The following is a 23056-nucleotide window of genomic DNA, read 5'->3' on the forward strand; positions in this document are numbered from 1 at the left end:
GTGCGAGACAACAGGCCGCCCACGGGCGGCCTTCGTCGTGTCGGGGGCTGGTCGTGGGCGGTGACGACCCGAAGGAGCCCTGACATGCCCCGCCTCTCCGCGATCACCCCGTCCGGCCCCGCCCACCTGGGCAACTACCTCGGCGCCGTGCGGCGCTGGGCCCGCGAGGGCCGCCCCGGCGACCTCTACTTCGTCAGCGACCTGCACGCGATGACCACCTTCTACGACCCGCAGCGACTACGGTCACGCACCCGCGACCTGCTGGCGCTGCTGGTGGCCTCCGGGATCGACCCGGACCGGGTGTTCGTCCAGTCGGACCTGTTGGCCCAGCTCGGCCCGCTGACCTGGTTGCTGGAGTGCACCTGCTCGTTCGGCGAGGCGGCCAGGATGACGCAGTTCAAGGAGAAGAGCGCCGCGCGGGAACTGGCGGAGACGCCGGTCCGGGTCGGCCTGTTCACCTACCCGGTGCTGATGGCCGCCGACATCCTGCTGCAGGGCACGGCCGAGGTCCCGGTCGGCGACGACCAGGCCCAGCACGTGGAGTTGGCGCGGGCACTGGCGCGGCGGTTCAACGGGACGTTCGGCGAGGCGTTCGTGGTGCCGGTGGCGGTGACCCCGCCGGCCGCCGCGCGGGTCAGGGACCTGGCCGACCCGAGCCGCAAGATGGACAAGTCCGCCCGCGACGCGGCCGGCGTGCTGTACGTGATGGACGCTCCGGACCTGTTGCGCCGCAAGGTGAAGCGCGCGGTGACCGACAGCCTGGACCGGTTGGAGTACCGGCCGGACGAGCAGCCGGGCCTGGCGAACCTGCTGGAGATCCTGGCCGCCTGCACCGGCAAACCGGTCCGCGAGGCCGCCGACGGATTCAGCTCCTACGGCGAGCTGAAGGACACCGTGGCCGAGGTGGTGATCGAGGAGCTGCGCCCGGTGCGGGAACGGATCAGCGCCCTGCTGGCCGACCAGCCCGAGCTGGACCGGGTGCGGCGCCGGGGCGCGGAGCTGGCGACCGCGCGCGGCGCCGAACGGCTGGAGGTGGCGCTGCGGCTGGCGGGACTGGGTCGCTAGCCCAGCGGCCGTCCCAGCAGCCGGCCCAGTGCCGGCAGCAGGACACGGTCGGCCGGTAGCCAGCTGACCTGGCCGAACTGGTCCGGGGTGAGCCAGCGCAGCGCCTGGTGGTCGTGCGGGTGCGGTTGCGGCGCGGAGGTGGCGAGGGCGGCCCGGTGCACGCGCAGCACCCGGTCGCCCGGCAGCGCCACGTCCGGCCCGACCGTCTCGCCGACCACGACCGGGACGCCCAGTTCCTCGACGCACTCGCGGACCAGGGCGTCCCGGTCGGACTCGCCGTCCTCGACCCGGCCGCCGGGCAGTTCCCACTTCCCGGCGGCCGAGGGCGGATACGCCCGCTGCTGGGCCAGCACCGCCCCGTCCCGCACGATCGCCGCGCCGACGATCACCTCACCGCCGGCCTTGGCCGCGGCCCGCGCGGCCATGGTGTCCACGATCCCGCGCAGCGGCACCGGCGCGGACGTCTCGGCGGTGACCAGCACACCGTCCGGTGTGGTCGCCAGCCCGATCGTCAGCCGCGCCCCGCCGACCAGCGCCAGCCATGCCAGATCCACGTCCTCGACCAGGAAACGGTGGTGTGCCAAGGAGATCTCGTCGCCCGGGGCCAGCACGCCGGTGCCGCCGAACGGTTCGCGTTCGGTCAGCGTCGCCGACACCGCGCGCAGCGGCGCGTCCAGCAGCGCCTTATGTCGCGTCATCCGCTGTCACCGCCGGTGTCCAGGGCGCGCCACCGCACCTGGAACCGCGCCCCGCCCTCCGGCGACTCGACCACCCGCACCGAGCCACCGCGCCGGCGGACCACCTCGGCGACCAGCGCCAGCCCCAGCCCCGACCCGCCGGAGACCCGGGCGCGGTCGTCCTGCACCCGGTAGAACCGGTCGAACACCTTCTGCCGGTGCTCGGCGGCCACCCCGTGACCGTCGTCGTCGACCACCAGCCACACCGAACGCGGGCGCGGCAGCACCGAGACCGTCACCAGCGCGCGGCCGTGCCGCACGGCGTTGCGCAGCAGGTTGTCCAGCACCAGGTCGACCTCGGCCGGCGCGGCCAGCACCCAGCACGGCGCGGGCGGCGTGCTCGCGTTGACCACCAGCCCGGTGTCGCCCAGGCGGGTCACCGCGTCCCGCGCCGCCTGGCACACGTCGACCGGTTGCGCCGCCGGGATCTCCCCGGCGTCCGAGCGGGCCAACGTCAACAGGCCCTCGACCAGCGTGGACAGGCGCTCGGACTCGTGCACGACGTCGGTGAGCACCTCCTGGGCGAAGTCCGGGTCCGGGTTGGCGACCGCCACCTCGGCCTGCACCCGGATCGAGGCCACCGGCGAGCGCAGCTCGTGGGCGGCGTCGCCGGTGAACCGGCGCAGCCGGTCCGACGCCTCGTCGCGGCGGGCCAGCAGGCCGTTGAGCGCGGCCGCCAGCGAGCGCAGCTCGTCGTGCGCGCTGGGCAGCGGCAGCCGGTGACCGGCCGGCAGCCGGGACGCGGCGCTGCGCATCCGCTCCACCGGCCGCAGCGAGGACAGCACGGCGAACCAGGTCGCCGTGCCGGTCGCCGCCGAACCGATCAGCGCCGCCACCAGCAGCCAGTCCAACGCCCGCTCCTGGGCGACGAAGTACCCGGTCAGCGAGGTGCCGACGACCACGAGCCGCTGCACCCCGCCGGGGCCGGTGACCACCGTGCCCACCCAGCGCAGCGGCGGTTCGGCCGAGCGCCGCAGCACCGGCGTGCCGGCCTTGAGCGTGCGGATCTCCTCGGCCTCCAGCGGCGGCGCCGGCAGCCCGTCGACCGGCGCGCCCGAGGTGTCGAGCACCCTGGCCCGCACGCCCAGTGCGTCGTCGGCGGGAGTTCGGCCTTCGCGGACGTCGGTCACGGCGGCGTCCAGGATGGCGTTGAGCTGCTCGTCGGCCGAGCTGACCAGCAGCGGGCCGATCAGCCGGCTGGTCTGCACGGCCAGCACCAGCAGGACCACCAGCGTCGCCGCGGTGGCGACCATGGTGATCCGGAACCGGAGCGTCCGGCGCAGCCACAGCAGCCCCACGAGCCGCCCGACGCCACCTTTCAACGGCCGCGACCGGGTTCGAGCACCGCGTCCAGTTCCTTGCTGGAGGCGACGTAGCCGTGTCCGCGCACGGTACGCACGATCCCACCCGCGCCGGCCGCGTCCAACTTGCGCCGCAGGTAGCCGACGTACACCTCGACCGCGTTGCGGGTCGCCGCCTGCTCGTCGCCCCACACCGTGCGCAGCAGCTCGTCCTTGGTGACGACCGCGCCGGCCCGGCTGGCCAGCACCTCCAGCACCGCGAACTCCCGTGGCGAGAGCGCCACCACCGCACCGCCCCAGCGCACCTCGCGCATCGCCCGGTCGACCAGCAGGTCACCGACCTTGAGCCGCCGCTCGGCCCCGTCACCGGCGCCGCGCCGCAGCACCGCGCGCACCTGCGCGACCAGCACGACGAACGAGAACGGCTTGACCAGGTACCCGTCGGCGCCCAGGTCCAGCCCGTCGGCCTGGTCGATCTCGCCGTCCTTGGCCGACACCAGCAGCACCGGGGTGCCGACGCCCTCGGCGCGCAGCTGCTGGAGGACGCGGTAGCCGGACAGGCCGGGCAGCATGATGTCGAGCAGGATCACGTCGAACGCGCCGGTCCGCGCGATGTCCAGGGCGCTGGGCCCGTCGGCGGCGACCACCACCTCCATGCCCTCGGCACCGAGCCCGCGCTGTAGTGCCCTGCGTACCCCGAGTTCGTCGTCCACCACCAGCACACGCGGTTTCATGCGCCCCAGCATGCCGCGTCCGGGCGGCGACGTCGCGGTCCGTCTCAGCACTCTCTCAGCAAATCCGTCAGCGGGCCGTCACTCTCAGCGTCATCTCAGCGTCGGTGGTGCACTCTCGGTGTCACGGGAACACAGACCTGACACGAGGGGTACGACATGGAAACCAAGAAGACCGTGCTGGCGGTCGCGGCGGCCGGGACCGTCGCGGGCGTCGCCGGGCTGGTGCTGCTGGCTTCGCCGGCAGGCGCGGGGGAGGCTCCGCCCGCGCTGCCGGAGATCGGACCGGAGGCGCTGGTCGAGTCCGTACTGTCCACCACCGAGCTGCCGGCGCTGTCCGGAGCGGTCTCCCTGGAGAACAACCTCGGTCTGCCGGTCCCCGGCCTGTCCGAGATGGGCCAGGACGGTGCCGTGCGCGTGTTCACCGACGGCAACGGCAAGCACCGCCTGCAGCTGCCCTCCGACGGCGGCGAGACCACGGTCATCGACGACGGCAAGACGGTCTGGGTGTGGGACTCGGTCGACCGCACCGTCCAGAAGACCGCCCACGGCGCCGAGGGCAAGGGGAAGGCGGAAACCCCGCTGGAGAGCCGCTTCGCCGACCCGGCCACCGCCGCCCGCGAGCTGGTCGACACCATGCGCGCGGACAGCACGGTGGCCGTGGACGGCACGGCCAGGGTCGCCGGCCGCCCGGTCTACCAGCTGGTTCTCGCCCCGCAGCCGGACGAGCGCACGCTGCTGCGCGAGATCCGGGTGTCGGTCGACTCGGAGACCAGGGTGCCGCTGCAGATCGAGGTCCTGGCCAACGGCCAGGCCGACCCGGCGGTGAAGGTCGGCTTCACCGAGTTCACCGCGGGCCCGCAGGACGCGTCGCTGTTCCAGTTCACCCCGCCGGCCGGCGCCGAGGTGACCGAGCAGACCCCGGACAAGGAGTTCCGGGGCGAGTCGGCGGAGGACCTGTTCGCCGGTCTGGACATCGAGCCCTACGGCGAGGGCTGGGACACGGTGCTCACCGGCACCGTCCCGGCCGACCTGCTGACCTCGCAGCTGCCCACCGGGCCGCGCGGCGAGGCCGGTCCCGGCGGCAACCCGCTGGACCTGCTGGGCACCATCGGCAAGGAGGTCAGCGGTGATTTCGGCACCGGCTACGTCATCAAGGCGAAGGTCGGCACCGCGCTGATCACCGAGGACGGCAAGGTCGCCCTGGGCTTCGTGCCGGAAGAGGTGGTCACCGAGGCCGTCAACCAGATGAAGTGACGATCGACCCGCCGGCCCTGTCCCCGAAGCCCGGGGTCGGGGCCGGCGGGCTGTCCGGGGTGAGGAGGCGGGCGGTGACCCACGACGTTCGCGCTGATGAGCAGGTCAATAGTGTGGCGGGCATGACGATGGCCCAGGCCCCCGCCGGGCTCGCCGCCCGGACCCGTGACCTGCGCAAGGTCTACGGCAGGACGGTCGCTGTCAACCATGTCGACCTCGACGTGCCGGTGGGGTCGGTGCTGGGCATGCTCGGCCCCAACGGCTCGGGCAAGACCACCACGATCCGCATGCTGTTGGGCCTGGTGACCCCGACCGCCGGCACGGTGGAGCTGCTGGGCCACCCACTGCCCGACGGCGCGGCGGCGGCGTTGCCCGACGTCGGGGCCCTGGTCGAGAGCCCCGGTTTCCACCCGTTCCTGTCCGGCCGGGAGAACCTGCTGCGCTGCGCGGCCGCCGAGCCGCGCCTGGCGACCGGCGCGATGGCCGGGGCGGTCGACGTGGCGCTGGAGCGGGTCGGCCTGGCCGCGGCGGCCGGCCGCCGCTACCGGGGTTACTCCCTGGGCATGAAGCAGCGTCTCGGTCTGGCGGCGGCGTTGTTGCTGCCCCGGCGCCTGGTGGTCCTGGACGAGCCGACCAACGGCCTGGACCCGGCGGGCACCCGCGAGGTCCGGGCGGTGATCGCCGACCTGCACGACGCTGGCACCACGGTTCTGGTGTCCTCCCACCTGCTGGCCGAGGTCGAGGCGACCTGCACCCACGTGGCGGTGCTGCACCGGGGTTCGGTCGTGGCCCAGGGCGGCCTGCGCGAACTCCTCGAGGCCGGCAGCACGGGCCTGCTGGTCACCACCCCCGACGTGACGGTCGCCGTGAACGCCCTGCGCGACAACCGCATCCCGGCCAGGGCCACCCCCGAGGGCGTGTACGCCGACCTGACCGCCACGACGGCCCCCGAGGTGGTGGCGAACCTGGTCCGCGCGGAGGTCGCGGTGCACGAGGTCCGCCGCCAACGCACCGGCCTGGAGGACCTGTTCGCCCGCCTGACGGAGAACGACACCGTCCACCACCGCCTGTCCGATGACGGGCCGGCCGACGTCCTGGACGAGGAGTTCCCGCGATGACCACCGCTCCCGTCCGTGCCCCGCTGCCCCGGCTGCTGCGTTCGGAGCTGCGCTTCATGCTGCGCCGCCCCCGTACGCTCATCGCCCTGCTGGCCCTGGCGATCATGCCGGTGATCGCCGGTGTGAGCATCGCCATCGCCGCCGACTCGATGGGCGGCGGCCGCAACGCCGCGATCGAGGGCATCGCCTCCATGGTCGAGGGCAACGGCATGATGCTGCCGGTCCTGGTGTTGCTGCTGGCGGTGACGATGCTGTTGCCGCTGATCGGCTCCATGTGGGCCGCCGACGCCATCGCGGGCGAGGCGGCCACCGGCGGTCTGCGCAACCTGCTCCTGGCCCCTGTGTCGCGGGTGAGGCTGCTGGCCGTCAAGGCCTTCGGCGTGGCAACGCTCTCGCTGCTGGCCGTGGTGGTGATGGCCGTGGTCAGCGTCCTGGCCGGCGTGGTCTTCCTGGGTGGCGCCGAGATGGTGACGGTGTCCGGAACAACCCTCCCGTTCACCGAGGCCCTGGGCCGCGTCGCCCTGCTGGTCGTCGCGGTGACGGTCCAGGTCTGGGCCGTGGCCGCCGTCGCCCTGGCCATCTCCACCTGCACCGACCACCCTCTGGTGGTGCTGGCGGCAGCCACCGGCGGCATCATCATCTTCACCGTCCTGGGCGAGATCCCCTCCCTGGACTGGCTGCACCCCCTGCTGCTCACCGAGAGCTGGGAGGCCGTCGCCGACGTCGCGCGCGACCCACTCCCCATGAACGGCCTGACCGAAGGCTTCCTGAGAGCGGCCTGCTACCTCGTCATCGGCTACTCCCTGGCCCTGGCCCGGATAGTCACCCGCGACGGCTGAACCTCCCCGACCGTCGGCCACGGCCCGTTGGTCACGGCCGGGGAGACGGTTGGTCGGCGCGGCCTGGCGGCAGGACGGCGACCCCGTCGGCCACCAACGTCAGACACACCTCGTCCCCGACCTCGGCCACATCCCCCACCCCCGCCACGGCATCGACCACCATCTCCGCCACCCGAACCCGGACCCGAACGTGGTCCCGCCCCCGGACCCGCCACACCACGGTCCCACCGACCCCCTCCCGCGCCACCCGCAACGCCCCGGCCCGCAGCCCCAACCGAACGTCCCCGTCCCGCTCCCACTCCACGGTCACCGACCCCAACGCACACCGCGCCACCCCACCCGACACCGTCGCGTCCACGAACTCCCCGCAGCCGAGGAACCGCGCGGTCCGCTCGTCGACCGGCCGCTGCCACACCGCGTCGGGCGTGCCCACCTGCCGGATCCGCCCTTCCCGCATGACCGCCACCCGGTCCGCCAGGGTGAACGCCTCGTCGTGGTCGTGGGTCACGACCAGCGCCGTCGCCCCGGTCGCGCGCAGCACCCGCGCCAGGTCCACCGCCAGCTGTTCGCGCAGCGCCCGGTCCAGCGCCGAGAGCGGCTCGTCGAGCAGCAACAACCGTGGGCTCGGCGCCAGCGCCCGCGCCAACGCCACCCGCTGCTGTTCACCGCCGGACAGTTCGGTGACCCGCCGGGCTCCGTAGCCGTCGAGCCCGACGAGGGAGAGCATCTCGGCGACCCGCTCGGGCGAGCGTTCCCGCCGCATCCGCAGCCCGAACTCCACGTTGCCGGCCACGTCCCGGTGCGGGAACAGCTGCCCGTCCTGGAACACGAGCCCGAAGCCGCGCCGGTGCACGGGCACGCCCGCCAGGTCCTGGCCGTCCCAGCTCACCTGCCCGGTCGCCGGTTCCAGTCCGGCGACCGCCCGCAGCAGCGTCGACTTCCCGCACCCGGACGGGCCGAGCAGCGCCAGCACCTCACCGTCGGCCACCGTCAGGTCGGCGTCGGACACGGCGGCCAGGTCGCCGTAGGACACACCAAGACCGGACACGGTCAGCGCCATCAGAACTCCCCGACCCGGGTTCGCCCGGCCGACTCGACCAGCGCCACGGCCGCGACCGTCACCACGATCAGCAGCGTGCACGCCGCGTACGCCATCTGGTTGTTCAGTTCCCCCGGCCGCGAGATCAGCCGGGCGATCGCCACCGGCAGGGTCGCGGTGTCGGGCCTGGCCAGGAAGCTCGTCGCACCGAACTCGCCCAGCGCCACCACGAAGCCGAAACCGGCGGCGGTCAGCAGCGAACGGCCGGCCATCGGCACGTCGACCTCGCGCCACACCGCGGCCGGCGACGCGCCCAGGGACGCGGCCGCCTGGCGCAGCCGCTGGTCGATCGAGCGCAGCACCGGCAGCACCATGCGGATCACCAGCGGGGTCACCACCAGCGCCTGGGCCAGCGGGACCAGCGCCGGCGAGGTGCGCAGGTCACCGGGCAGCATGTCGAGGGTCACCAGGTAGCCGAAGCCGACGGTCACCGCCGACACCCCCAGCGGCAGCATCAGCGCGGTGTCCATGGTCTCCACGACACCGCGGCGTACCCGGCCGCGCGACAGCGACACCAGCACGACACTGGCCGTCACGCCCAGCAGCACGGCCAGGACGGTCGCGTCGGTCGCGGCGCGCAGCGAGTTCAGCGCGGCGTCCACACCGGACACCTGGAGCGAGCCGGCGTGGCCGAAGCCGGCCAGCGCGCGGTAGCCGGCCAGCCCACCGCCGAACGAACGCGCCACCAGCACCACCACCGGCACCAGCAGCAGCGCCACCACGCCCAGGGCGACCGCGACCACCGTCCACGACAGGGCGCCGCGCGGGCGGCGGGCGACGGTGGCGCGGCCGCGCAGCGCCAGCGCCGACTCGCCGCGCCGCCGGGCCAGCGCGCCGACCGTCAGCGCCGCCACCACCGCCGCCAGCTGCACCAGCGACAGTGCCGCCGCGCCGGGCAGGTCCAGCAGTTCGACCGTGCGCAGGTAGATCTCGGTCTCCAGCGTCCGGTACCGCGAGCCGCCGAGGATCAGCACGACGCCGAAACTGGTGGCACAGAACAGGAACACGACCGCCGCCGCCGACGTCAGGGCCGGGGCGAGCGCGGGGAGCGTGACCGACCGGAACGCGCGCAGCGGCGAGGCGCCCAGCGAACGCGCGGCGTCGCCCGCCCGTCCGTCCACATGTGACCAGAGGTTCGCGACGGTCCTGGCGACCACGGCCACGTTGAAGAACGCGTTGGCCAGCACGATCGCGAACACCCCGCCGTCGGGCAGCAGCGTGCGGAACGCCAGCCCGACCACCACCGTCGGCAGCACGAACGGCACCAGCACCGCCACCCGCACGAACCACAGGCCACGCAGCGACGTCCTGGCCAGCAGGTAGGCCACCGGCAGGCCGGCGAGTACCGCCAGCACCGTCGACGCGGCCGCCTGCCCGACGGTGAACCCGACCAGCCGCCACGTCTGCCCCGACCCGAGCACCGCCAGCACGCCGCCCTCGCCGACGCCCAGCCGCAGGATCGCCACCACCGGCCACACGAAGAACACCGCCAGGAACCCCAGCGGCAGCGCGGCGGCCAGCCCCAGCCAGGGGCTCAGCCCTGGACGAGCGCGCGCCACTCGTCGATCCACCGCTCCCGGTGCTCGGCGATCATCGCCGGGTCCAGTGTGGCCGACGCCTCGGGCTGGGGCGCCGCCTGCTGCCAGGCCGCCGGCAACTCGACGTCCGACCGCGCCGGATAGACGTACATCTGCTCGGGCACCTGCGACTGGAACTCGGGCGAGAGCAGGAAGTCCATGACCTCGCGGGCGTCCTCGCCGTTCGCCGCGCCCTCCAGGACGCCCGCGTACTCGACCTGCTGGAAACACGTGTCGAGCACGGCCGTGGTCCTCGGCTTGCCGTCCTCACCGATCTCGGCGGCCGGCGACGACGCGTAGGACACCACGATCGGCCGGTCACCCTTGCCGGAGGACCCGGAGAACTCCTGGGTGTAGGCCTCCTCCCAGCCGCTGACGACCAGCACGCCGCGTTCGGTGAGCGCGCGCCAGTAGTCCTGCCAGCCGTCCTCGCCGAGGGTGGCGATCGTGCCGAGCAGGAACGACAGGCCGGGCGATGACGTCGCCGGATCCTCCACCACCAGCAGGTTCGCGTACTCAGGGCGAGTCAGGTCAGCCAGGCCCGTCGGCACCGGCACGCCCTTGGCCGCCAGCGCCGCCGGGTCGACGTTGAGGCACACATCACCGACGTCCACCGCCGTCAGTCGCTCACCGTCACCGATCGCGTACCGCTGCGGGCCCTGGTCGGCCCCGGGGCCGCGGTAGGCGGCGAACACGTTCTCCGCCAGCGCCCGCGAGGCGAACGTGGTGTCCACACCGTAGGCGACGTCGGCGACCGGACTGTCCTTCGTGAGCACCAACTGGTTGGTCAACGCCCCCGCGTCACCGAGGCGACGCACGTCGATCGTGATGCCCGACCTGTCCCGGAACGCGTCGAGCACCTCCTCGCTCATCGCGAACGAGTCGTGGGTCGCCAGAACGACGCGCCGCTCGCCGTCCTGCGCGGACTCACCGGCGGTGAGCGAGCAACCGGTCAGCGTGACCGTCACGGTGAGCGCCAGCGCGGCGGCAAGCACGGTTCTACGTAACATGTTCGTCCTCTCTCCCTGCGCCGGCATGACCCGGATCAGGTTCGACGGTCGAGGGCTGCGAGCCCTCCTCTCAGCCCGGCGCTACACCGGACTCCCGTGGTGAACAGCAAGCCTACCGGTGCGACTCGAGTGGTGGGGGGCCACCATGGGGGGCATGCCAGAACTGCTCTCTGACGAAGCCAAGGGGAAAGCACTCGGTCGCCTGCGCAACTGGCGGCTGGCCGAGGGCGCTTTCGAGCGGACGGTCGAGTTGGCCAGCTTCCCGCAGGCGATCCAGGTCGTCACCGGGGTCGCCGACGTCGCCGAGACCAACAACCACCATCCCGACATCGACATCCGCTGGCGGACGCTCACGTTCCGCTGCACCACACATTCGGAGAGCGGCATCACGGCCAAGGACGTGACCCTGGCCGAGGCCATCGATCTCGTGATCGACGCCGTGCGCGCCGAGCGATCAGGGGGTGACGCCGTCGCCACGTGACGCGCCGACGGGCGTTGCCCGACGGGCTCAGTCGGTGAGCCCGACCGTGGTCAGGGGTTCGAGGGCGGGGGCGTCCGGGGTGCCGGTGGCGCGTTCCACCACGACCTTCGCCCGCCGGCCCTCGACGTGCAGGACGGCGATGGCGTTCCCGAAGTGCGGGCCGGTGGTCCTGGTCCACGTGACGGGCAGGGGCGCGACGCCCGCCACCCGCGCCCACCAGCGGGCGATCGCGGCCACCGGGCGCCACCAGCCCGCCCGCAGCGGCGGGCGCAGTGTCCACGGCACCTGGTTGTGGAGGGGGGAGCACACCAGTTGGTGCACCGACGCGCCGACCGGTTCCGGGAACCGTGCCCTGGCCGCGTACACGTGGTGGACATCGCCCGACAGCACGGTCACGGTGGCGGCGTTTCCCTTGGCCGCTCCGAGGATCAGGCGCGTGAGCCGGTCGGCGGAGTCGCGGAAGGACGGCCAGTGTTCGAGGTCGCCCGCCTGTCTGACGCGTTCGGCCAACGCGCCGCGCCAGCCAGGGCGGCGGCAGGCGACCTCGTTGACGGACTGGAGGTCGCTGATCGCGTGGGGCATCAGCCACGGCAGGGACGTGCCGATCAGCAGGTGGTCGTGGTCCCCGTCGGCGTGCTGTTCCAGCCAGGTGAACTCGGCGTCGCTGAGCATCGCTCGGGGGGTGAAGGTTCGGCCGGCGCGGGTGTCGATGGCCAGCAGCCGCACGGTGCCGAAGTCGCGACAGTAACTCCAGCGGACTTCCTTGTGGCCGTTGACTTCCCGGACCGCCCGTTCGGCGAGGTCGCGCAGGGCCGCTGTCACGTCGCCGGTGCGGACCTCGCGGTGAACGGGATCCTGGGCCAGTTCCGTGGGGGAGAGGTTGCCCAGGTGCTGGTAGACCCAGTACGACATCAGCGCCGCCAGCTCGCGTTCCGGCCACCACGGCTTCCCGGCCATCTGGCCGCGCCACGCCTGGGAGGTGTTCCAATCGTCGCGGACGTCGTGGTCGTCGAGCAGCATCGAGGTGGGGACGGTCGACAGCAGCCAGCGAACGTCGGGCGTCGACCACGACTCGTGGTAGAGGTGGGTGTATTCCTCGAAGTTGGCGACCTCGTGGCCGGGTGGTCGCGTCACGTCGCGGCGGGTGGCCAGCCAGGCCCGGGTCGCCGTCGTGGTTTCGTCGGCGTAGATCTGGTCGCCGGCCAGGAGAAGGGCGTCGGGCCAGGTGTGGTCCGGTTCGGTGCGCATGCGGTGGGCGTAGGCGGCCAGGGCGTCGATGCCGAAACGGCGCTGTTCGGCGGGATCTGCGGTGTCGGGCATGCGGCAGGTGCCGAACAGCATCGAGAACCGGGGATCGCCGCCCTCGGGGAACGTGCGGATGCGGCTGGGCGGGAACTCCGGCGGCGGCCACACGACCTCACCGTCCAGGGCCACCTCGTAGGGGGTGCTGGTGCCCGGCGCCAAACCCGTCAGGACCACCAGGGCGTAGTGGTGGCCGGCCACGGTGAACGTGGGGGTGTCGGTGCCGGCGACCGTGACCGTCGCGGGGGCGTCGGTCTCGACCCAGATCGTGGCGGACGTGCTGTCGACGTGGCGCAGCAGCGGGCCCAGCGTCAACGCCGGCATCAGGTGTCCAGGTACTTGCGCAGAACGTGGGTGAGCAGCGCGGTCGCCCCGTCGTACTGGGCCAGCACCTGGCGCGACCCCCGGTCGGCCACCACCCACGCACCCGCCCGCACCCCGAACAGGTCACCGTTGGCCTCACCGACCCACGTGCCCGACGGGTCACCCAGCCGCTCGTTGGACTCCACCACCCCGGCGACGAACATGCCCCCGACGTTACGGCCGTCGCGGGTGGCGTAGAGCATCGAACCGTTGAAGTCCAGGCCGTCGGTGCGGGCCAGCAAACCCCGGTAGGCCGCCGGCAGCACGCCGCCGGTGCGCGCCCGGAACCACCCGTCGACCCTGGCCAGGGCGCCGGGATCGGCCGGGCCGTTGAGCTCCCAGCCCTGCTCGGCCACCTCGTCGAGCAGCGGGTCAAGCGGTTCGGTCACCTGGACTCCTTCGGCTTTAGCCCGTTCGGTGCTAGCGGCTGGCCATGTCACGTGCCACGTTCGGCGGTGGCCATGACGTCGAACTGGGGAGCGCCATGAAGCGGTCGATGATGCCCGCCCTGATCGTGCTCGCCGCCCTGCTGGCGGCGGTCGTGACGGCTCCGAGCGTGTCGGCGGCACCACCGCGAACACCACCGCGGGCCACGCCGGTGTGCGACCCGATCGACCCGGCCGCCTGCCTGCTGCCGTTCCCGAACGACTTCTTCACGGTCCCCGACCGGTCGACGCCGACCGGCCGGCGGCTGAGTCTTGCCCCGGAGATGATGCCGCGCAACGTCGCGGGCGTGCCGATCGACCCCTCCGAGTGGAACCGGAGCGACGGGTTCTCGCCCGGGTCGATGCTGCTCGCGTCCGTGCCCGGCGTCGACCTCGCGCGCACCGGCGCCGCCCCCATCACCGACATCGGCCGCTCGCTGCGCCGCGACGCCCCCGTCGTGCTGATCGACGCCACCACCGGCAAACGGCACCCGTACTGGGTGGAGCTGGACTCGCGGGCCACCGACCCCACCCGGCAGGCGCTGATCGTGCGCCCCGCCAAGAACCTCGTCGAGGGCCACCGCTACGTCGTGGCGCTGCGGGACCTGCGCGACGGCGCCGGCCAGCCGATCCCCGCCGGGCCGGCGTTCCAACGGATGCTGCGCTGGTACCCGCCCAGCGACCCGACGCTGCGGGCCCGCTGGCTGCAGCTGCGGCCGGCGCTGGTCCAACTGTGGCTCTCCGGCGTCGACCTGTCCGACCTGCACCTGGCGTGGGACTTCACCGTCGCCAGCACCCGGAACCTGACCGGCCGGGCGCTGCACATGCGCGACGAGGCGTTCGCCGCCCTCGGTGACGCCGCGCCGGCCGTGACCGTCACCAGCGTCCAGGACCCCACGCCCGAGCAGGACCCGGCGTGGGCCCGCAAGATCGTCGGCACGGTCGAGGTGCCCCAGTACCTGACCGGCGAGACCGGCGGCCCCGGCTCGCGACTGGCCTACGGCCCCGACGGCCGGCCCGAGCCCGACGGGATCTACCGGGCGACGTTCCAGTGCAACATTCCGCGCAGCGTGCTCGCCGAGGGTGCGGCGAAGCCACTGCTGTGGGGGCACGGCCTGTTCGGCAGCCACACCGCCGTCAACGGTTTGGGCGCGGTCGCCAACGAGAGCAACTCGGTGCCCTGCGGCGCCAGCTGGCTGGGCATGTCCGGCGAGGACGTGCCGTTCATCGTCGGCGCGCTCGGTGACCTGTCGCTGTTCGGGTCGGTGCCCGACCGGATGCAGCAGGCGTACCTGAACGCGTTGTTCCTCGGCCGCTCGATGATCCACCCGGCCGGCCTGTCGGCGCTGCCGGAGTTCCAGGTGGGCGGCGCGCCGGCGCTGGACGCGTCGGCCGGTCTCGGCTACGCGGGCGCGAGCCTGGGCGGCATCCAGGGCACCGCGCTGTCCGCGCTGGGCCAGGACTTCACCCGCTCGGTGCTGATCGTGCCGGCGACGAACTTCTCCACGATGCTCAACCGCGCCTCGCCGTTCCAGCTGCTGCAACCGATCCTGGACGCCTCCTACCCGGACAAGCTCGACCAGCAGGTGGGTTTCGCGCTGATGCAGGTGCTGTGGGACCGGGGCGAGGGCAACGGCTACGTCGCGCACCTCGTCCGCGACCCGCTGCCCGGCACCCCGGTCAAGTCGGTGCTGCTGCACCAGGCGTTCGGCGACCACCAGGTGGCCAACATCGCGACCGAGGTCGCTTCCCGCACGCTGGGCCTGCGGGTGGTGCGCCCGACGCTCGCGCCGGGGCGGGACACCGCCGTCGAGCCGCAGTGGAACCTGCCGGCGGTGCCGAGGTTCCCGTACCGGGGTTCGGCGCTGGTCGTGTGGGACAGCGGCACGCCCGCGCCGCCGCTGGGCAACCAGGCCCCGACCCAGGGCCACGACCCGCACGGCGACACCGGCAACACTCCGGCGGCCCGCGCACAGGCCGCCCACTTCCTGCTCACCGGCGAGGTCATCGACGTCTGCGGTGGTGAGCCCTGCGTAGCGATCCCGACCAGCTGAGTGTCGGGGTAGCCCAATAAGGTGTCGCTCACCCGAGAGTCTCCATCGCAGAAGGAGCGGCCGCCGATGACCGAGGTTCTCGAACTGCGGCAGTACACGCTGCGTCCCGGCAGGCGGGAGGACCTGATCGCGCTGTTCGACCGGGAGTTCGTCGAGTCCCAGGAGGCGCTGGGCATCCGGTTGTACGGCCAGTTCCGCGACCTCGACGACGACGACCGGTTCGTCTGGCTGCGCGGATTCGCCGGCATGAGCGAGCGCGCCGAGGCGCTCACCGCGTTCTACGGCGGCCCGGTGTGGCGCGAACACCGCGACGCCGCCAACGCCACGATGATCGACTCCGACGACGTGCTGCTGCTGCGCCCGGTGACGACCGCCCCGGCGGTGGGCCCCCGCCCGCCGCTGGGCGCGCCGCCCCCCGGCTCGCTGGTGACGGTGACGATCTACCACCTGCCGGCCAGCGTCGACGAGTTCGCCGCCCTGTTCGTGTCCGAGGCCGTCCCCCTGCTCACCGAGCACGGCGCCGAGCCGGTGACGTGCCTGCGCACCGAGGCGGCCGAGAACACCTACCCGGCGCTGCCGGTGCGCACCGGCGAGAATGTGTTCGCCTGGGTGGCGTCGTTCCCCGACCAGCAGGCGCACACCGAGCACGTGCGCCACCTCGGCCGGTCGACCCGCTGGACCCACGACCTGTTGCCGCTGCTCACCAAGCACCTGGCCCGCCCGCCCGAGCAACTGCACCTGGCCCCCACGGCCCGCTCCCTGCTGCGGTGACGTAACGCGAGCCGGCCCGGGCGCGACCCTGCTTCCGAGTGCATGGGAGGTGGCCCGGTGGAGCCGCAAATGATCTGGGACGTTCCGGTCGTCGACGGTCTGGACCGCCAGCGCAGCCTGGTGGTGACGGTGTCCGACGGCCGGGTGGCCGTGCTCCCGCCCCCCGGCGAGGGTTTCTACCTGCCCGCACAGTCGATCTGGCAGCTGCACGAGGCGATCCGCGCGGCCGCGCTGGTGGCCGCCGGCATGGCGCAGCGTTCCGCCGCCGAACCCGCTCGCGCCGCCCACTGACGCGGCGCCCCCCGACCACACCGTGACGGCCCCCGGCACGGTGTGGTCACCCCCGATTCCACCCGATGGCTGTGACCTGGAGATGCGGCCGTTCGGCGGATACACGCGCGGCCGTTCGCTGAGGTACACAGTGGTGGTGGAGGTTCTGGCGCGGGCAACGCCACCCTCCCCCACGAACACCGGCGGACAGGGGAGAGCCGTTGACCGTTCCGCACAAGCGCCTCCGGGACGCCCGCTGGCGCGCCCGCGTCTGGCTGACCGTCGACCGCTACCAGCACGAACTGGACGACGGCCCGCACCTGACCACCGCCCCGGCCACCGCCACCCACCCCCGGCTGCGCGTCGTCGGCACACCGTCCCCGCGCCCGTTCCCGGACTCAGTCCCTGAGGGCGGCGTCCATCAGGTCACCCGCCAGTCGTAGGTCGTCGATCTCGACGTCACCGCCTTCGGGAACGGCGCGAATCCGCCGCAACGAGCGGTCGGCCGACAGGTCGAACCAGCGTCGGGCGTGGAGCAGGGCATCCTCGCGTAGTTGACGATCGGCCGCGTGAAGCTGATCCCGCGAGACGGGGCCGCAGACCGGATCGAGCATGAGGCGAACGATGTCGAGCAGGTCGGTGCCCTCCTTCGCCGATCCACGATTCATGATCGACTGCAGCTTCATCGCGACGATCGGGCCGGGCTCGGACACTCGCACCTCCAACGGCGCGAGCCCCGGCGCGCTCAGCGACACGGCGGACGCCGTTGACGCCGCCCAGGCGTGTGCCTGGACGTGCAGGCGATCGGTCGGGTCATCGGGAAGATGGGTGATCTCGTCATCGGTGACTTCCAGGACGTCGACCTGGACCTCGCCGTACGGGGTGCGGACCAGCGCCCCGGACGGGCCGCTCCGTGTGGCTCCGGTCGACAGGAGCAGTTCGAGTTGTGAGCGTTCGGCGGTGGTTCGTCGGTCGACGGTGTCGAGGTCGGTCGTCGCCCGGTGTGGTGTGGACAGGCGGCACATGACCGCGAGACCGCCCACGAGGACGACGGCACGTCCGGTCTGCTCGGCGACGACGGGAATGGCGCTGACGAGTCGGGTCATCGCGCCGCCGGCGAGATCGACGCGTGGAAGGTCACCAGACACGGTGCCAGGGTTCCTTCGGGGACCACAGGCTCAGGATCTCCCGGCCGCGACCGGGGTCCTGGGCGAGATCCAGCGCCACGAACAGTGGATGGGCCAACGGCCACGGTCCGTCGCCCCACGGTGATCCGTCGACGCGTCGGGCGCACACCAGCGGCGTGGGAGCGACGCGGACGCGACCCGCTCGCGTGGACGGTTCCGCGGCACTTCCCAGCAGGCGCGTGGCGCGTCGAAGCGCGCTTCGGTCAGGGACGTAGAAGTCGGGTGGGTGGTCGGCGCGTGCCGAGACCGGTGCGTCGTAACGCATCGCGGCAACGGTGTCGGTCAACGCCCACCCCACTGTGGACTCGACGTTGTCGAGGCCCAGGTGCAGCACCGAGTCGTCGCGGCTCCCGTCGGGCGCCGGAAGCCGCGACACATCGGCGCCGACCGGGTTCCAGTGTTCCGCGAGTTCCCAGAACATCTCCGGACGGACGGGTTCGTGCGTCGCGTTGACCAGCCCGGCCGCGCGGAGCGCGGCGAAGGCGCTGGACACGGAACTCGGTGCTCTCCCCAGAGCGGTCGCTGCCTCGCGCACCCCGACCCGACTGGTGGGGTCGAGGAGCAGCAGCGCCGCGAGTTCGAGGCCGACCTGTCCGCTCAGCGCCGGTCGTTCGGGACGGGAGGTGGACTGGGCGGGCACGTCCGCGTCGACGAACACGCCCGGGCCGACCAGTCTCAGGTGGCCGCGCAGATCGAGCCAGTTCCAGTTCGCCTGGTTGAGCGCCTGTCGCCCCTGCTCGGTGATCCGGTCGGCGACGACCAGCGGCGTCGCCTCAGTTCCGGGTTTGGCCCGGCGTCGCAGCAGCTTTGCCGTGCTCTCGGGCGTGACCAGGGAGGTCGACGTGATCTGAACCGGCAGGTACTCGCCGCTCGGTAGCGCGATGACGGCATCGACGGATGCGTCACCGGAACGGGTCTGGGCGTCGATGCCCACGTGTCGGAGTGCCTCCAGGAGCGCGTCCACGACGTCCTGCTCCGTCCGTTCCATGGGCACATCATGAGAGGTGTTCGGTGTTCGGTCAATACCGAACGCCGAACAGTGTCAGCGGGGCAGGGTGAGGATGTCGGCGCCGTCGTCGGTGATGGCGATGGTGTGTTCGCTGTGGGCGGTGCGGCAGCCGGTGGCGCTGCGCAGGGTCCAGCCGTCGTCGTCGGTGATGAGGGTGGCGGTGTCGGCCATGACCCAGGGTTCGAGGGCGAGCAGCAGGCCGGGGCGCAGGGTGAAGCCGCGGCCGGGGCGGCCGGTGTTGGACACGTGCGGGTCCTGGTGCATGGTCGAGCCGATGCCGTGGCCGCCGAACTCGGTGTTGATGGTGTAGCCGGCGGCGCGCAGCACGGTGCCGATGGCGTGGGAGATGTCGCCGATGCGCCGGCCGGGTCCGGCGGCGGCGATGCCGGCGGCCAGTGCGCGCCGGGTCGCGTCGATCAGGGCGACGCTGTCCGGCGGGCGGGTGTCGCCGACGACGAAGCTGACGGCGGAGTCGGCGGCGAGGCCGTCGAGGGACACGGCGAGGTCGAGGGTCAGCAGGTCACCGTCGGCGAGGGCGTAGTCGTGGGGCAGGCCGTGCAGGACGGCGTCGTTGACGGCCGTGCAGATGTAGTGGCCGAACGGGCCCCGCCCGAACGACGGCGCGTAGTCGACGTAGCAGGACACGGCCCCGGCCGCGACGATCATCTCCTGGGTCCACCGGTCGATGTCGAGCAGGTTGGTGCCGACCGTGGTGCGGCTCTCCAGTGTTGCCAGGATGTCGGCGACCAGCGCCCCGGTGTCGCGGGCGCGCGCCACCTCGGCCGGGTTCAGGATCTCGATCATGCCACTCCTCCAATAACTATCCCGGCCATATTATCCCGGGACTATTGTTGGAGCCATGGTCAGGTTGCCGCTCACACCCGCCGAGGTCGAACGCGGGGAGCGTCTGGGCGCCCTGCTCCGCCGCGCCCGGGGCGAACGCTCGATGCTCACCACCGCGCTGGAGGCCCGCGTCTCCCCGGAAACCCTCCGCAAGATCGAGTCCGGCCGCGTCGCCACCCCCGCCTTCCCCACCATCGCCGCGATCGCCGACGTCCTCGGCCTGTCCCTGGACGCCGTCTGGGCCGAGATCAACCAGCCCGACAACGATCACGTCCCGACCCCCTGACCGGCCGCGGCGACGGCCTCCAGACGTGGGTCGATCGACTCGGCCATCATGGTGATCTCCCGCTCGACGATCCCGTTCCCGCGCGCCCGGTCACGCCAGTCGGCCATCGACGAGGCGATGCCGCGCATCCGCTCGCGGGCCTGGTCGGCCGACAGGCCGCAGTCCGGCGCCAGGGCCAGCAGACCGTCGACCTCGTCGGGCTGGGTGTCGGCGCCCATGATCGAGGTCGAGCGGGGTCGCCACCGGTCCGGGTTCGGGTTCACGTCGAACGCCGGGCTCATCGTCCACGAGCCGTGATCGGCCAGAAAGCCGTGGTTGCGCAGGTGGTCGTCGGTGTTGCCGAGCGCGACCCCGGCGACGACGCGGTCGAACAGCTCGCTGTGGTCCCGCCGGGAGGACAGCGACAGGTCACGTATCGCCTCGGCGATGTCGGTGTAGTCCCGTTGCTCGCCGTCGGTGGAGCCGGTGGCCGTCATGGCGCTGATGTAGCCGACGCGGTCGCCGTCGCCGGTCCGGTCGAACCGGCGCAGGATCAGCACGCTGCGCCCGCCCACGCGGGTCAGCTGCCGGTGCGGCGTGCGGATCCCCGCGCCCTCCATCAGGTCGAGCGCGGTCGCCTCCCAGGACATGACGTCCCAACCGTCGCTGGCGTGCGGGAACTTGGCGATCGCCAGGCTCCCGTCCGCCAGCCGCACCGAGGCCTTCGGCCGCGCCCCACCCAGGCCCGTCGTCCCGGTGTCCAGCAGTTGCTTGACGGCGGAGGTGGGGTCCTCGTCGGAGGCCAGTTCGTCGGAGGCGCGCAGCAACGCTGGCAGCGAGACGAGCCGGGGCACGCTCGAGGGCTTCCCGAGGAACTCCTCGTGGCCGGGCAGGCGGAAACGCAGCGCGCCCTGGCGGGTGTCGTCGCTGACGCCCAGGAGGAAGTCGAGGTCGTCCAGGCGTCGCGGGGCCCGGTCTTCCTCGCGGGCGCGTGTGCGCTCGGCCTTCTCGATGAGGTTGCGGCCCCACCGGTCGGGGGCGCTGTCGGCGAACGCGCGGACCAGCCCGCTCTGGTGCTGGGAGCCCGACACCAGCGGCAGCGCCGGGTCGATGCTCATGCCGCCGCCCGCGAGGTAGTCGGGGGAGTAGAGGAACGTGGTGGAGATCTGACCGCGTGACCGGGTGACGTGCGCCTGTCCCACCGGCCTGGTGTGTCCGGCCTCCTCGACGAGAACCTCGACGGTGGTCATCGGGCGCGTTTCCTGGTGAGGCGGCCGGCGCGGAGGCGGCCGATGTCGCTGTTGAGCGGGTCGATCGCGTCGACGGTCGTGTCGAGCAGGCCGAGGGCGCGCAGCACCTGGGCGACGTTGTGGAAGCTCACGGTCGGGTCCCCGGTCTCGATCTTGCGCAGGGTGTCCCGCGTGATGTCGGCGCGCTCGGCGACCTGCTGGGCCGTCAGGCCAAGGACCATGCGCCAGCCGCGTACGTGCGCGCCGAAGCTGGCGATCTGTCGGTCGATCCGGTACCCGGCCATGGCCCCTCCCAATGGCGAGTGTACTCGTCATTGGACGCCGTTGTGGCGAGCAGCATGGTCACAAGGTCAGGTGAAGCAGCGGGTACGGGAGGCCCTGGTCGTCCACGGCGCTGCGGCCGGTCACGGTGAAACCACGGCGGCGGTAGAACGCGACGGCCCGCGTGTTCTGCTCGTTGACGTCCACCGCCGCCACGCCGCCGGCCACGACGCACGACAGCAGCGCGCTGCCGACGCCCTGGCCCCGCGCACCGGCCTCGACGAACAGCATCTCCAGCTTCGTGCCGGACACGCCGGCGAACCCCACGGCGACGCCCTCGCGTTCGGCGACGTACAAATCAACCTGGGGAAAGTGGTCCGACGCCAGTCGCGACTCGATCTCGTCCCGGTGCTCGGCGGCGAGGAAGTCGTGGGTGGCGTCGACCGCGCTACGCCAGATCTCGACCAGCCGGGGGTACTCGTGCGGTCCGGCGGCGCGGCGGACGGTCACACGTTGAACCGGAACTCGACGACGTCGCCGTCGGCCATGACGTAGTCCTTGCCCTCCATGCGGACCTTGCCGGCGGCCTTGGCGGCGGTCATCGAGCCGGCCTCCAGCAGGTCGTCGAACGACACGACCTCGGCCTTGATGAAGCCGCGTTCGAAGTCGGTGTGGATGACGCCGGCGGCCTGCGGGGCGGTCCATCCCTTGTGGATGGTCCAGGCCCGCGCCTCCTTCGGGCCGGCGGTCAGGTAGGTCTGCAGGCCCAGCGTGTGGAAACCCGCGCGGGCCAGCGAGTGCAGGCCCGGCTCGGTCTGGCCGATCGACTCCAGCAGCTCGCGCACCGACGCCTCGTCGTCCAGCTCCAGCAGCTCCGCCTCGACCTTCGCGTCCAGGAACACCGCGTCCGCGGGGGCGACCAGGGCGGCCAGCTCGTCGCGGCGGGCCTGGTCGGTGAGCACCGGCTCGTCGGCGTTGAACACGTACAGGAACGGCTTGGTGGTCAGCAGCGTCAGGTCCCGCAGCAGCGTGATGTCCACTTCGGACCCGGCGGCGAACAGGGTGCGGCCGCCGTCGAGGATGTCCTTGGCCGCGACCGCCGCGTCCAGCGTCGGGCGGGCCTCCTTGCGGGTGCGCGCCTCCTTCTCCAGCCGGGGCAGCGCGCGGTCCAGGGTCTGCAGGTCGGCCAGGATCAGCTCGGTGTTGACCGTCTCGATGTCGGCCGACGGGTCGATCCGATCGTCCACATGGGTCACGTCGGGGTCGTCGAACACGCGGATCACCTGGCAGATCGCGTCCGCCTCGCGGATGTTGGCCAGGAACTTGTTGCCCAGCCCCGCCCCCTGCGACGCGCCCTTGACCAGGCCCGCGATGTCCACGAAGGACACCACGGCCGGCACGGTCCGCTGGCTGGAGTACACCTTGGCCAGGTCGTCCAGGCGCGGGTCGGGCAGCGGCACCACCCCGACGTTGGGCTCGATCGTCGCGAACGGGTAGTTCGCCGCGAGCACGTCGTTGTTGGTCAGGGCGTTGAAGAGCGTCGACTTGCCGACATTGGGCAGCCCAACGATCCCGAGGGTCAGACTCACGTGCGATGAGTCTACGGACCTGGGGATCGGCCACCCACACGCACCAATGCGTTACCCAATCGTCGGTAGCGAACAGGTCACGGGTAGCGACACACCCGGTGGGATTGATCTCATAAGCGCACTTCAGAGAGAAGGATTACCCCGTTTGGACCCTAGTCAGCCTGGTGTTGGTCAACAACACTCCGTGAGCACCGCTGACTTGGCACAACCCGCGCGCGCGAGCGACCCGGCTTGCTCCCGCCCGCTCGAGAA

General features: G+C 72.5%; 25 protein-coding genes and 1 riboswitch. Of the genes, 10 read left to right on the forward strand and 15 right to left on the reverse strand.

Going from position 1 to position 23056, the window contains the following annotated elements; translation table 11 throughout:
- Nucleotides 1-84: 84 nt before the first annotated feature.
- Entirely contained in the window at nt 85-1065 is a 981-nt protein-coding gene (gene trpS, locus BLA60_RS28720; protein WP_075136132.1) for a tryptophan--tRNA ligase, read from the forward strand.
- On the opposite strand, the gene BLA60_RS28725 is transcribed toward trpS, so the two are convergent.
- From BLA60_RS28725 to BLA60_RS28735, 3 genes are all read right to left on the reverse strand, one after another.
- Nucleotides 1062-1490 (reverse strand): (deoxy)nucleoside triphosphate pyrophosphohydrolase, encoded by a 429-nt coding sequence (locus BLA60_RS28725; protein ID WP_075136220.1) that lies wholly within the window; start codon nt 1488-1490, stop codon nt 1062-1064. The genes trpS and BLA60_RS28725 overlap by 4 nt on opposite strands.
- Before the next feature lie 269 nt (nt 1491-1759).
- A complete protein-coding gene (locus BLA60_RS28730) occupies nt 1760-3055 on the reverse strand; it encodes a sensor histidine kinase (RefSeq protein ID WP_075136221.1) in 1296 nt (431 codons plus the stop codon).
- A 65-nt stretch (nt 3056-3120) separates the two neighbouring features.
- Nucleotides 3121-3837, reverse strand: coding sequence for a response regulator transcription factor (locus tag BLA60_RS28735; RefSeq protein WP_075136133.1), 717 nt, complete (start codon nt 3835-3837; stop codon nt 3121-3123).
- A gap of 156 nt (nt 3838-3993) precedes the next feature.
- Here BLA60_RS28735 and BLA60_RS28740 point away from each other — a divergent pair, with 156 nt between their 5' ends.
- From BLA60_RS28740 to BLA60_RS28750, 3 genes are all read left to right on the forward strand, one after another.
- Complete coding sequence (locus BLA60_RS28740; protein ID WP_075136134.1) at nt 3994-5091, forward strand: LolA family protein; 1098 nt, start codon at nt 3994-3996, stop codon at nt 5089-5091.
- Between the two features lie 122 nt (nt 5092-5213).
- On the forward strand, nt 5214-6209 hold the full coding sequence (locus BLA60_RS28745) for an ABC transporter ATP-binding protein (protein WP_084735337.1): 996 nt from the start codon (nt 5214-5216) through the stop codon (nt 6207-6209).
- Nucleotides 6206-7048: an ABC transporter permease subunit gene (locus tag BLA60_RS28750; protein WP_075136135.1), complete on the forward strand. Its 843-nt coding sequence runs from the start codon at nt 6206-6208 to the stop codon at nt 7046-7048. Before BLA60_RS28745 ends, BLA60_RS28750 begins: the two co-directional genes overlap by 4 nt.
- A gap of 31 nt (nt 7049-7079) precedes the next feature.
- Here BLA60_RS28750 and BLA60_RS28755 read toward each other — a convergent pair whose 3' ends face one another.
- The 3 genes from BLA60_RS28755 to BLA60_RS28765 form a co-directional block, all read right to left on the reverse strand.
- The gene (locus tag BLA60_RS28755; RefSeq protein WP_075136136.1) at nt 7080-8108 is read right to left on the reverse strand and encodes an ABC transporter ATP-binding protein; all 1029 of its coding nucleotides are present in this window, start codon (nt 8106-8108) and stop codon (nt 7080-7082) included.
- Nucleotides 8108-9706 carry an ABC transporter permease gene (locus tag BLA60_RS28760; protein ID WP_075136137.1) on the reverse strand — a complete coding sequence of 533 codons (1599 nt, stop codon included), beginning with the start codon at nt 9704-9706 and terminating at the stop codon, nt 8108-8110. The genes BLA60_RS28755 and BLA60_RS28760 overlap by 1 nt, the downstream gene beginning before the upstream one ends.
- The gene (locus BLA60_RS28765) at nt 9682-10734 is read right to left on the reverse strand and encodes a thiamine ABC transporter substrate-binding protein (protein ID WP_075136138.1); all 1053 of its coding nucleotides are present in this window, start codon (nt 10732-10734) and stop codon (nt 9682-9684) included. Before BLA60_RS28765 ends, BLA60_RS28760 begins: the two co-directional genes overlap by 25 nt.
- Nucleotides 10729-10842, reverse strand: a riboswitch (TPP riboswitch). Its footprint overlaps the gene before it by 6 nt.
- A 46-nt stretch (nt 10843-10888) precedes the next feature.
- Between BLA60_RS28765 and BLA60_RS28770 the strand changes: the two genes are divergently transcribed.
- Nucleotides 10889-11215, forward strand: a complete 327-nt coding sequence (locus BLA60_RS28770; protein WP_075136139.1) for a 4a-hydroxytetrahydrobiopterin dehydratase — start codon at nt 10889-10891, stop codon at nt 11213-11215.
- 27 nt (nt 11216-11242) lie between these two features.
- Here BLA60_RS28770 and BLA60_RS28775 read toward each other — a convergent pair whose 3' ends face one another.
- Together BLA60_RS28775 and BLA60_RS28780 are read right to left on the reverse strand one after the other, a co-directional pair.
- The gene (locus BLA60_RS28775) at nt 11243-12841 is read right to left on the reverse strand and encodes an alkaline phosphatase D family protein (protein WP_075136140.1); all 1599 of its coding nucleotides are present in this window, start codon (nt 12839-12841) and stop codon (nt 11243-11245) included.
- Nucleotides 12841-13269: a hypothetical protein gene (locus BLA60_RS28780; RefSeq protein ID WP_075136141.1), complete on the reverse strand. Its 429-nt coding sequence runs from the start codon at nt 13267-13269 to the stop codon at nt 12841-12843. The genes BLA60_RS28775 and BLA60_RS28780 overlap by 1 nt, the downstream gene beginning before the upstream one ends.
- A gap of 95 nt (nt 13270-13364) precedes the next feature.
- On the opposite strand from BLA60_RS28780, the gene BLA60_RS28785 reads away from it, so the two are divergent.
- From BLA60_RS28785 to BLA60_RS28800, 4 genes are all read left to right on the forward strand, one after another.
- Nucleotides 13365-15359, forward strand: coding sequence for a hypothetical protein (locus BLA60_RS28785; protein ID WP_075136142.1), 1995 nt, complete (start codon nt 13365-13367; stop codon nt 15357-15359).
- Nucleotides 15360-15425: 66 nt separating this feature from the next.
- Nucleotides 15426-16130, forward strand: a complete 705-nt coding sequence (locus BLA60_RS28790; RefSeq protein ID WP_075136143.1) for an NIPSNAP family protein — start codon at nt 15426-15428, stop codon at nt 16128-16130.
- A 69-nt stretch (nt 16131-16199) separates the two neighbouring features.
- Entirely contained in the window at nt 16200-16421 is a 222-nt protein-coding gene (locus BLA60_RS28795; RefSeq protein ID WP_075136144.1) for a hypothetical protein, read from the forward strand.
- 200 nt (nt 16422-16621) lie between these two features.
- Nucleotides 16622-16843 carry a hypothetical protein gene (locus BLA60_RS28800; RefSeq protein WP_075136145.1) on the forward strand — a complete coding sequence of 74 codons (222 nt, stop codon included), beginning with the start codon at nt 16622-16624 and terminating at the stop codon, nt 16841-16843.
- On the opposite strand, the gene BLA60_RS28805 is transcribed toward BLA60_RS28800, so the two are convergent.
- From BLA60_RS28805 to map, 3 genes are read right to left on the reverse strand one after another with little or no spacing between them, the layout of a single operon-like run.
- A complete protein-coding gene (locus BLA60_RS28805; protein ID WP_084735338.1) occupies nt 16799-17548 on the reverse strand; it encodes a nucleotidyl transferase AbiEii/AbiGii toxin family protein in 750 nt (249 codons plus the stop codon). The two genes, BLA60_RS28800 and BLA60_RS28805, sit on opposite strands and share 45 nt — an antisense overlap.
- Nucleotides 17538-18575, reverse strand: a complete 1038-nt coding sequence (locus tag BLA60_RS28810; protein ID WP_075136146.1) for a hypothetical protein — start codon at nt 18573-18575, stop codon at nt 17538-17540. The genes BLA60_RS28805 and BLA60_RS28810 overlap by 11 nt, the downstream gene beginning before the upstream one ends.
- Before the next feature lie 54 nt (nt 18576-18629).
- On the reverse strand, nt 18630-19400 hold the full coding sequence (gene map, locus BLA60_RS28815) for a type I methionyl aminopeptidase (RefSeq protein ID WP_075136147.1): 771 nt from the start codon (nt 19398-19400) through the stop codon (nt 18630-18632).
- 55 nt (nt 19401-19455) lie between these two features.
- On the opposite strand from map, the gene BLA60_RS28820 reads away from it, so the two are divergent.
- Nucleotides 19456-19725 (forward strand): helix-turn-helix domain-containing protein, encoded by a 270-nt coding sequence (locus tag BLA60_RS28820; RefSeq protein ID WP_075136148.1) that lies wholly within the window; start codon nt 19456-19458, stop codon nt 19723-19725.
- Here the strand turns inward: BLA60_RS28820 and BLA60_RS28825 are convergent.
- The 4 genes from BLA60_RS28825 to ychF are packed head-to-tail and all read right to left on the reverse strand — an operon-like array spanning nt 19707 to nt 22804.
- Nucleotides 19707-20954 (reverse strand): type II toxin-antitoxin system HipA family toxin, encoded by a 1248-nt coding sequence (locus BLA60_RS28825; protein WP_075136149.1) that lies wholly within the window; start codon nt 20952-20954, stop codon nt 19707-19709. The two genes, BLA60_RS28820 and BLA60_RS28825, sit on opposite strands and share 19 nt — an antisense overlap.
- Nucleotides 20951-21238 (reverse strand): helix-turn-helix domain-containing protein, encoded by a 288-nt coding sequence (locus BLA60_RS28830; protein WP_075136150.1) that lies wholly within the window; start codon nt 21236-21238, stop codon nt 20951-20953. Before BLA60_RS28830 ends, BLA60_RS28825 begins: the two co-directional genes overlap by 4 nt.
- Before the next feature lie 58 nt (nt 21239-21296).
- Nucleotides 21297-21725, reverse strand: a complete 429-nt coding sequence (locus BLA60_RS28835; RefSeq protein ID WP_075136151.1) for an acetyltransferase — start codon at nt 21723-21725, stop codon at nt 21297-21299.
- Nucleotides 21722-22804 (reverse strand): redox-regulated ATPase YchF, encoded by a 1083-nt coding sequence (gene ychF, locus BLA60_RS28840; RefSeq protein WP_075136152.1) that lies wholly within the window; start codon nt 22802-22804, stop codon nt 21722-21724. Before ychF ends, BLA60_RS28835 begins: the two co-directional genes overlap by 4 nt.
- Nucleotides 22805-23056 lie beyond the last annotated feature (252 nt).

The organism is Actinophytocola xinjiangensis, assembly GCF_001921215.1.
Lineage (GTDB): Bacteria > Actinomycetota > Actinomycetes > Mycobacteriales > Pseudonocardiaceae > Actinophytocola > Actinophytocola xinjiangensis.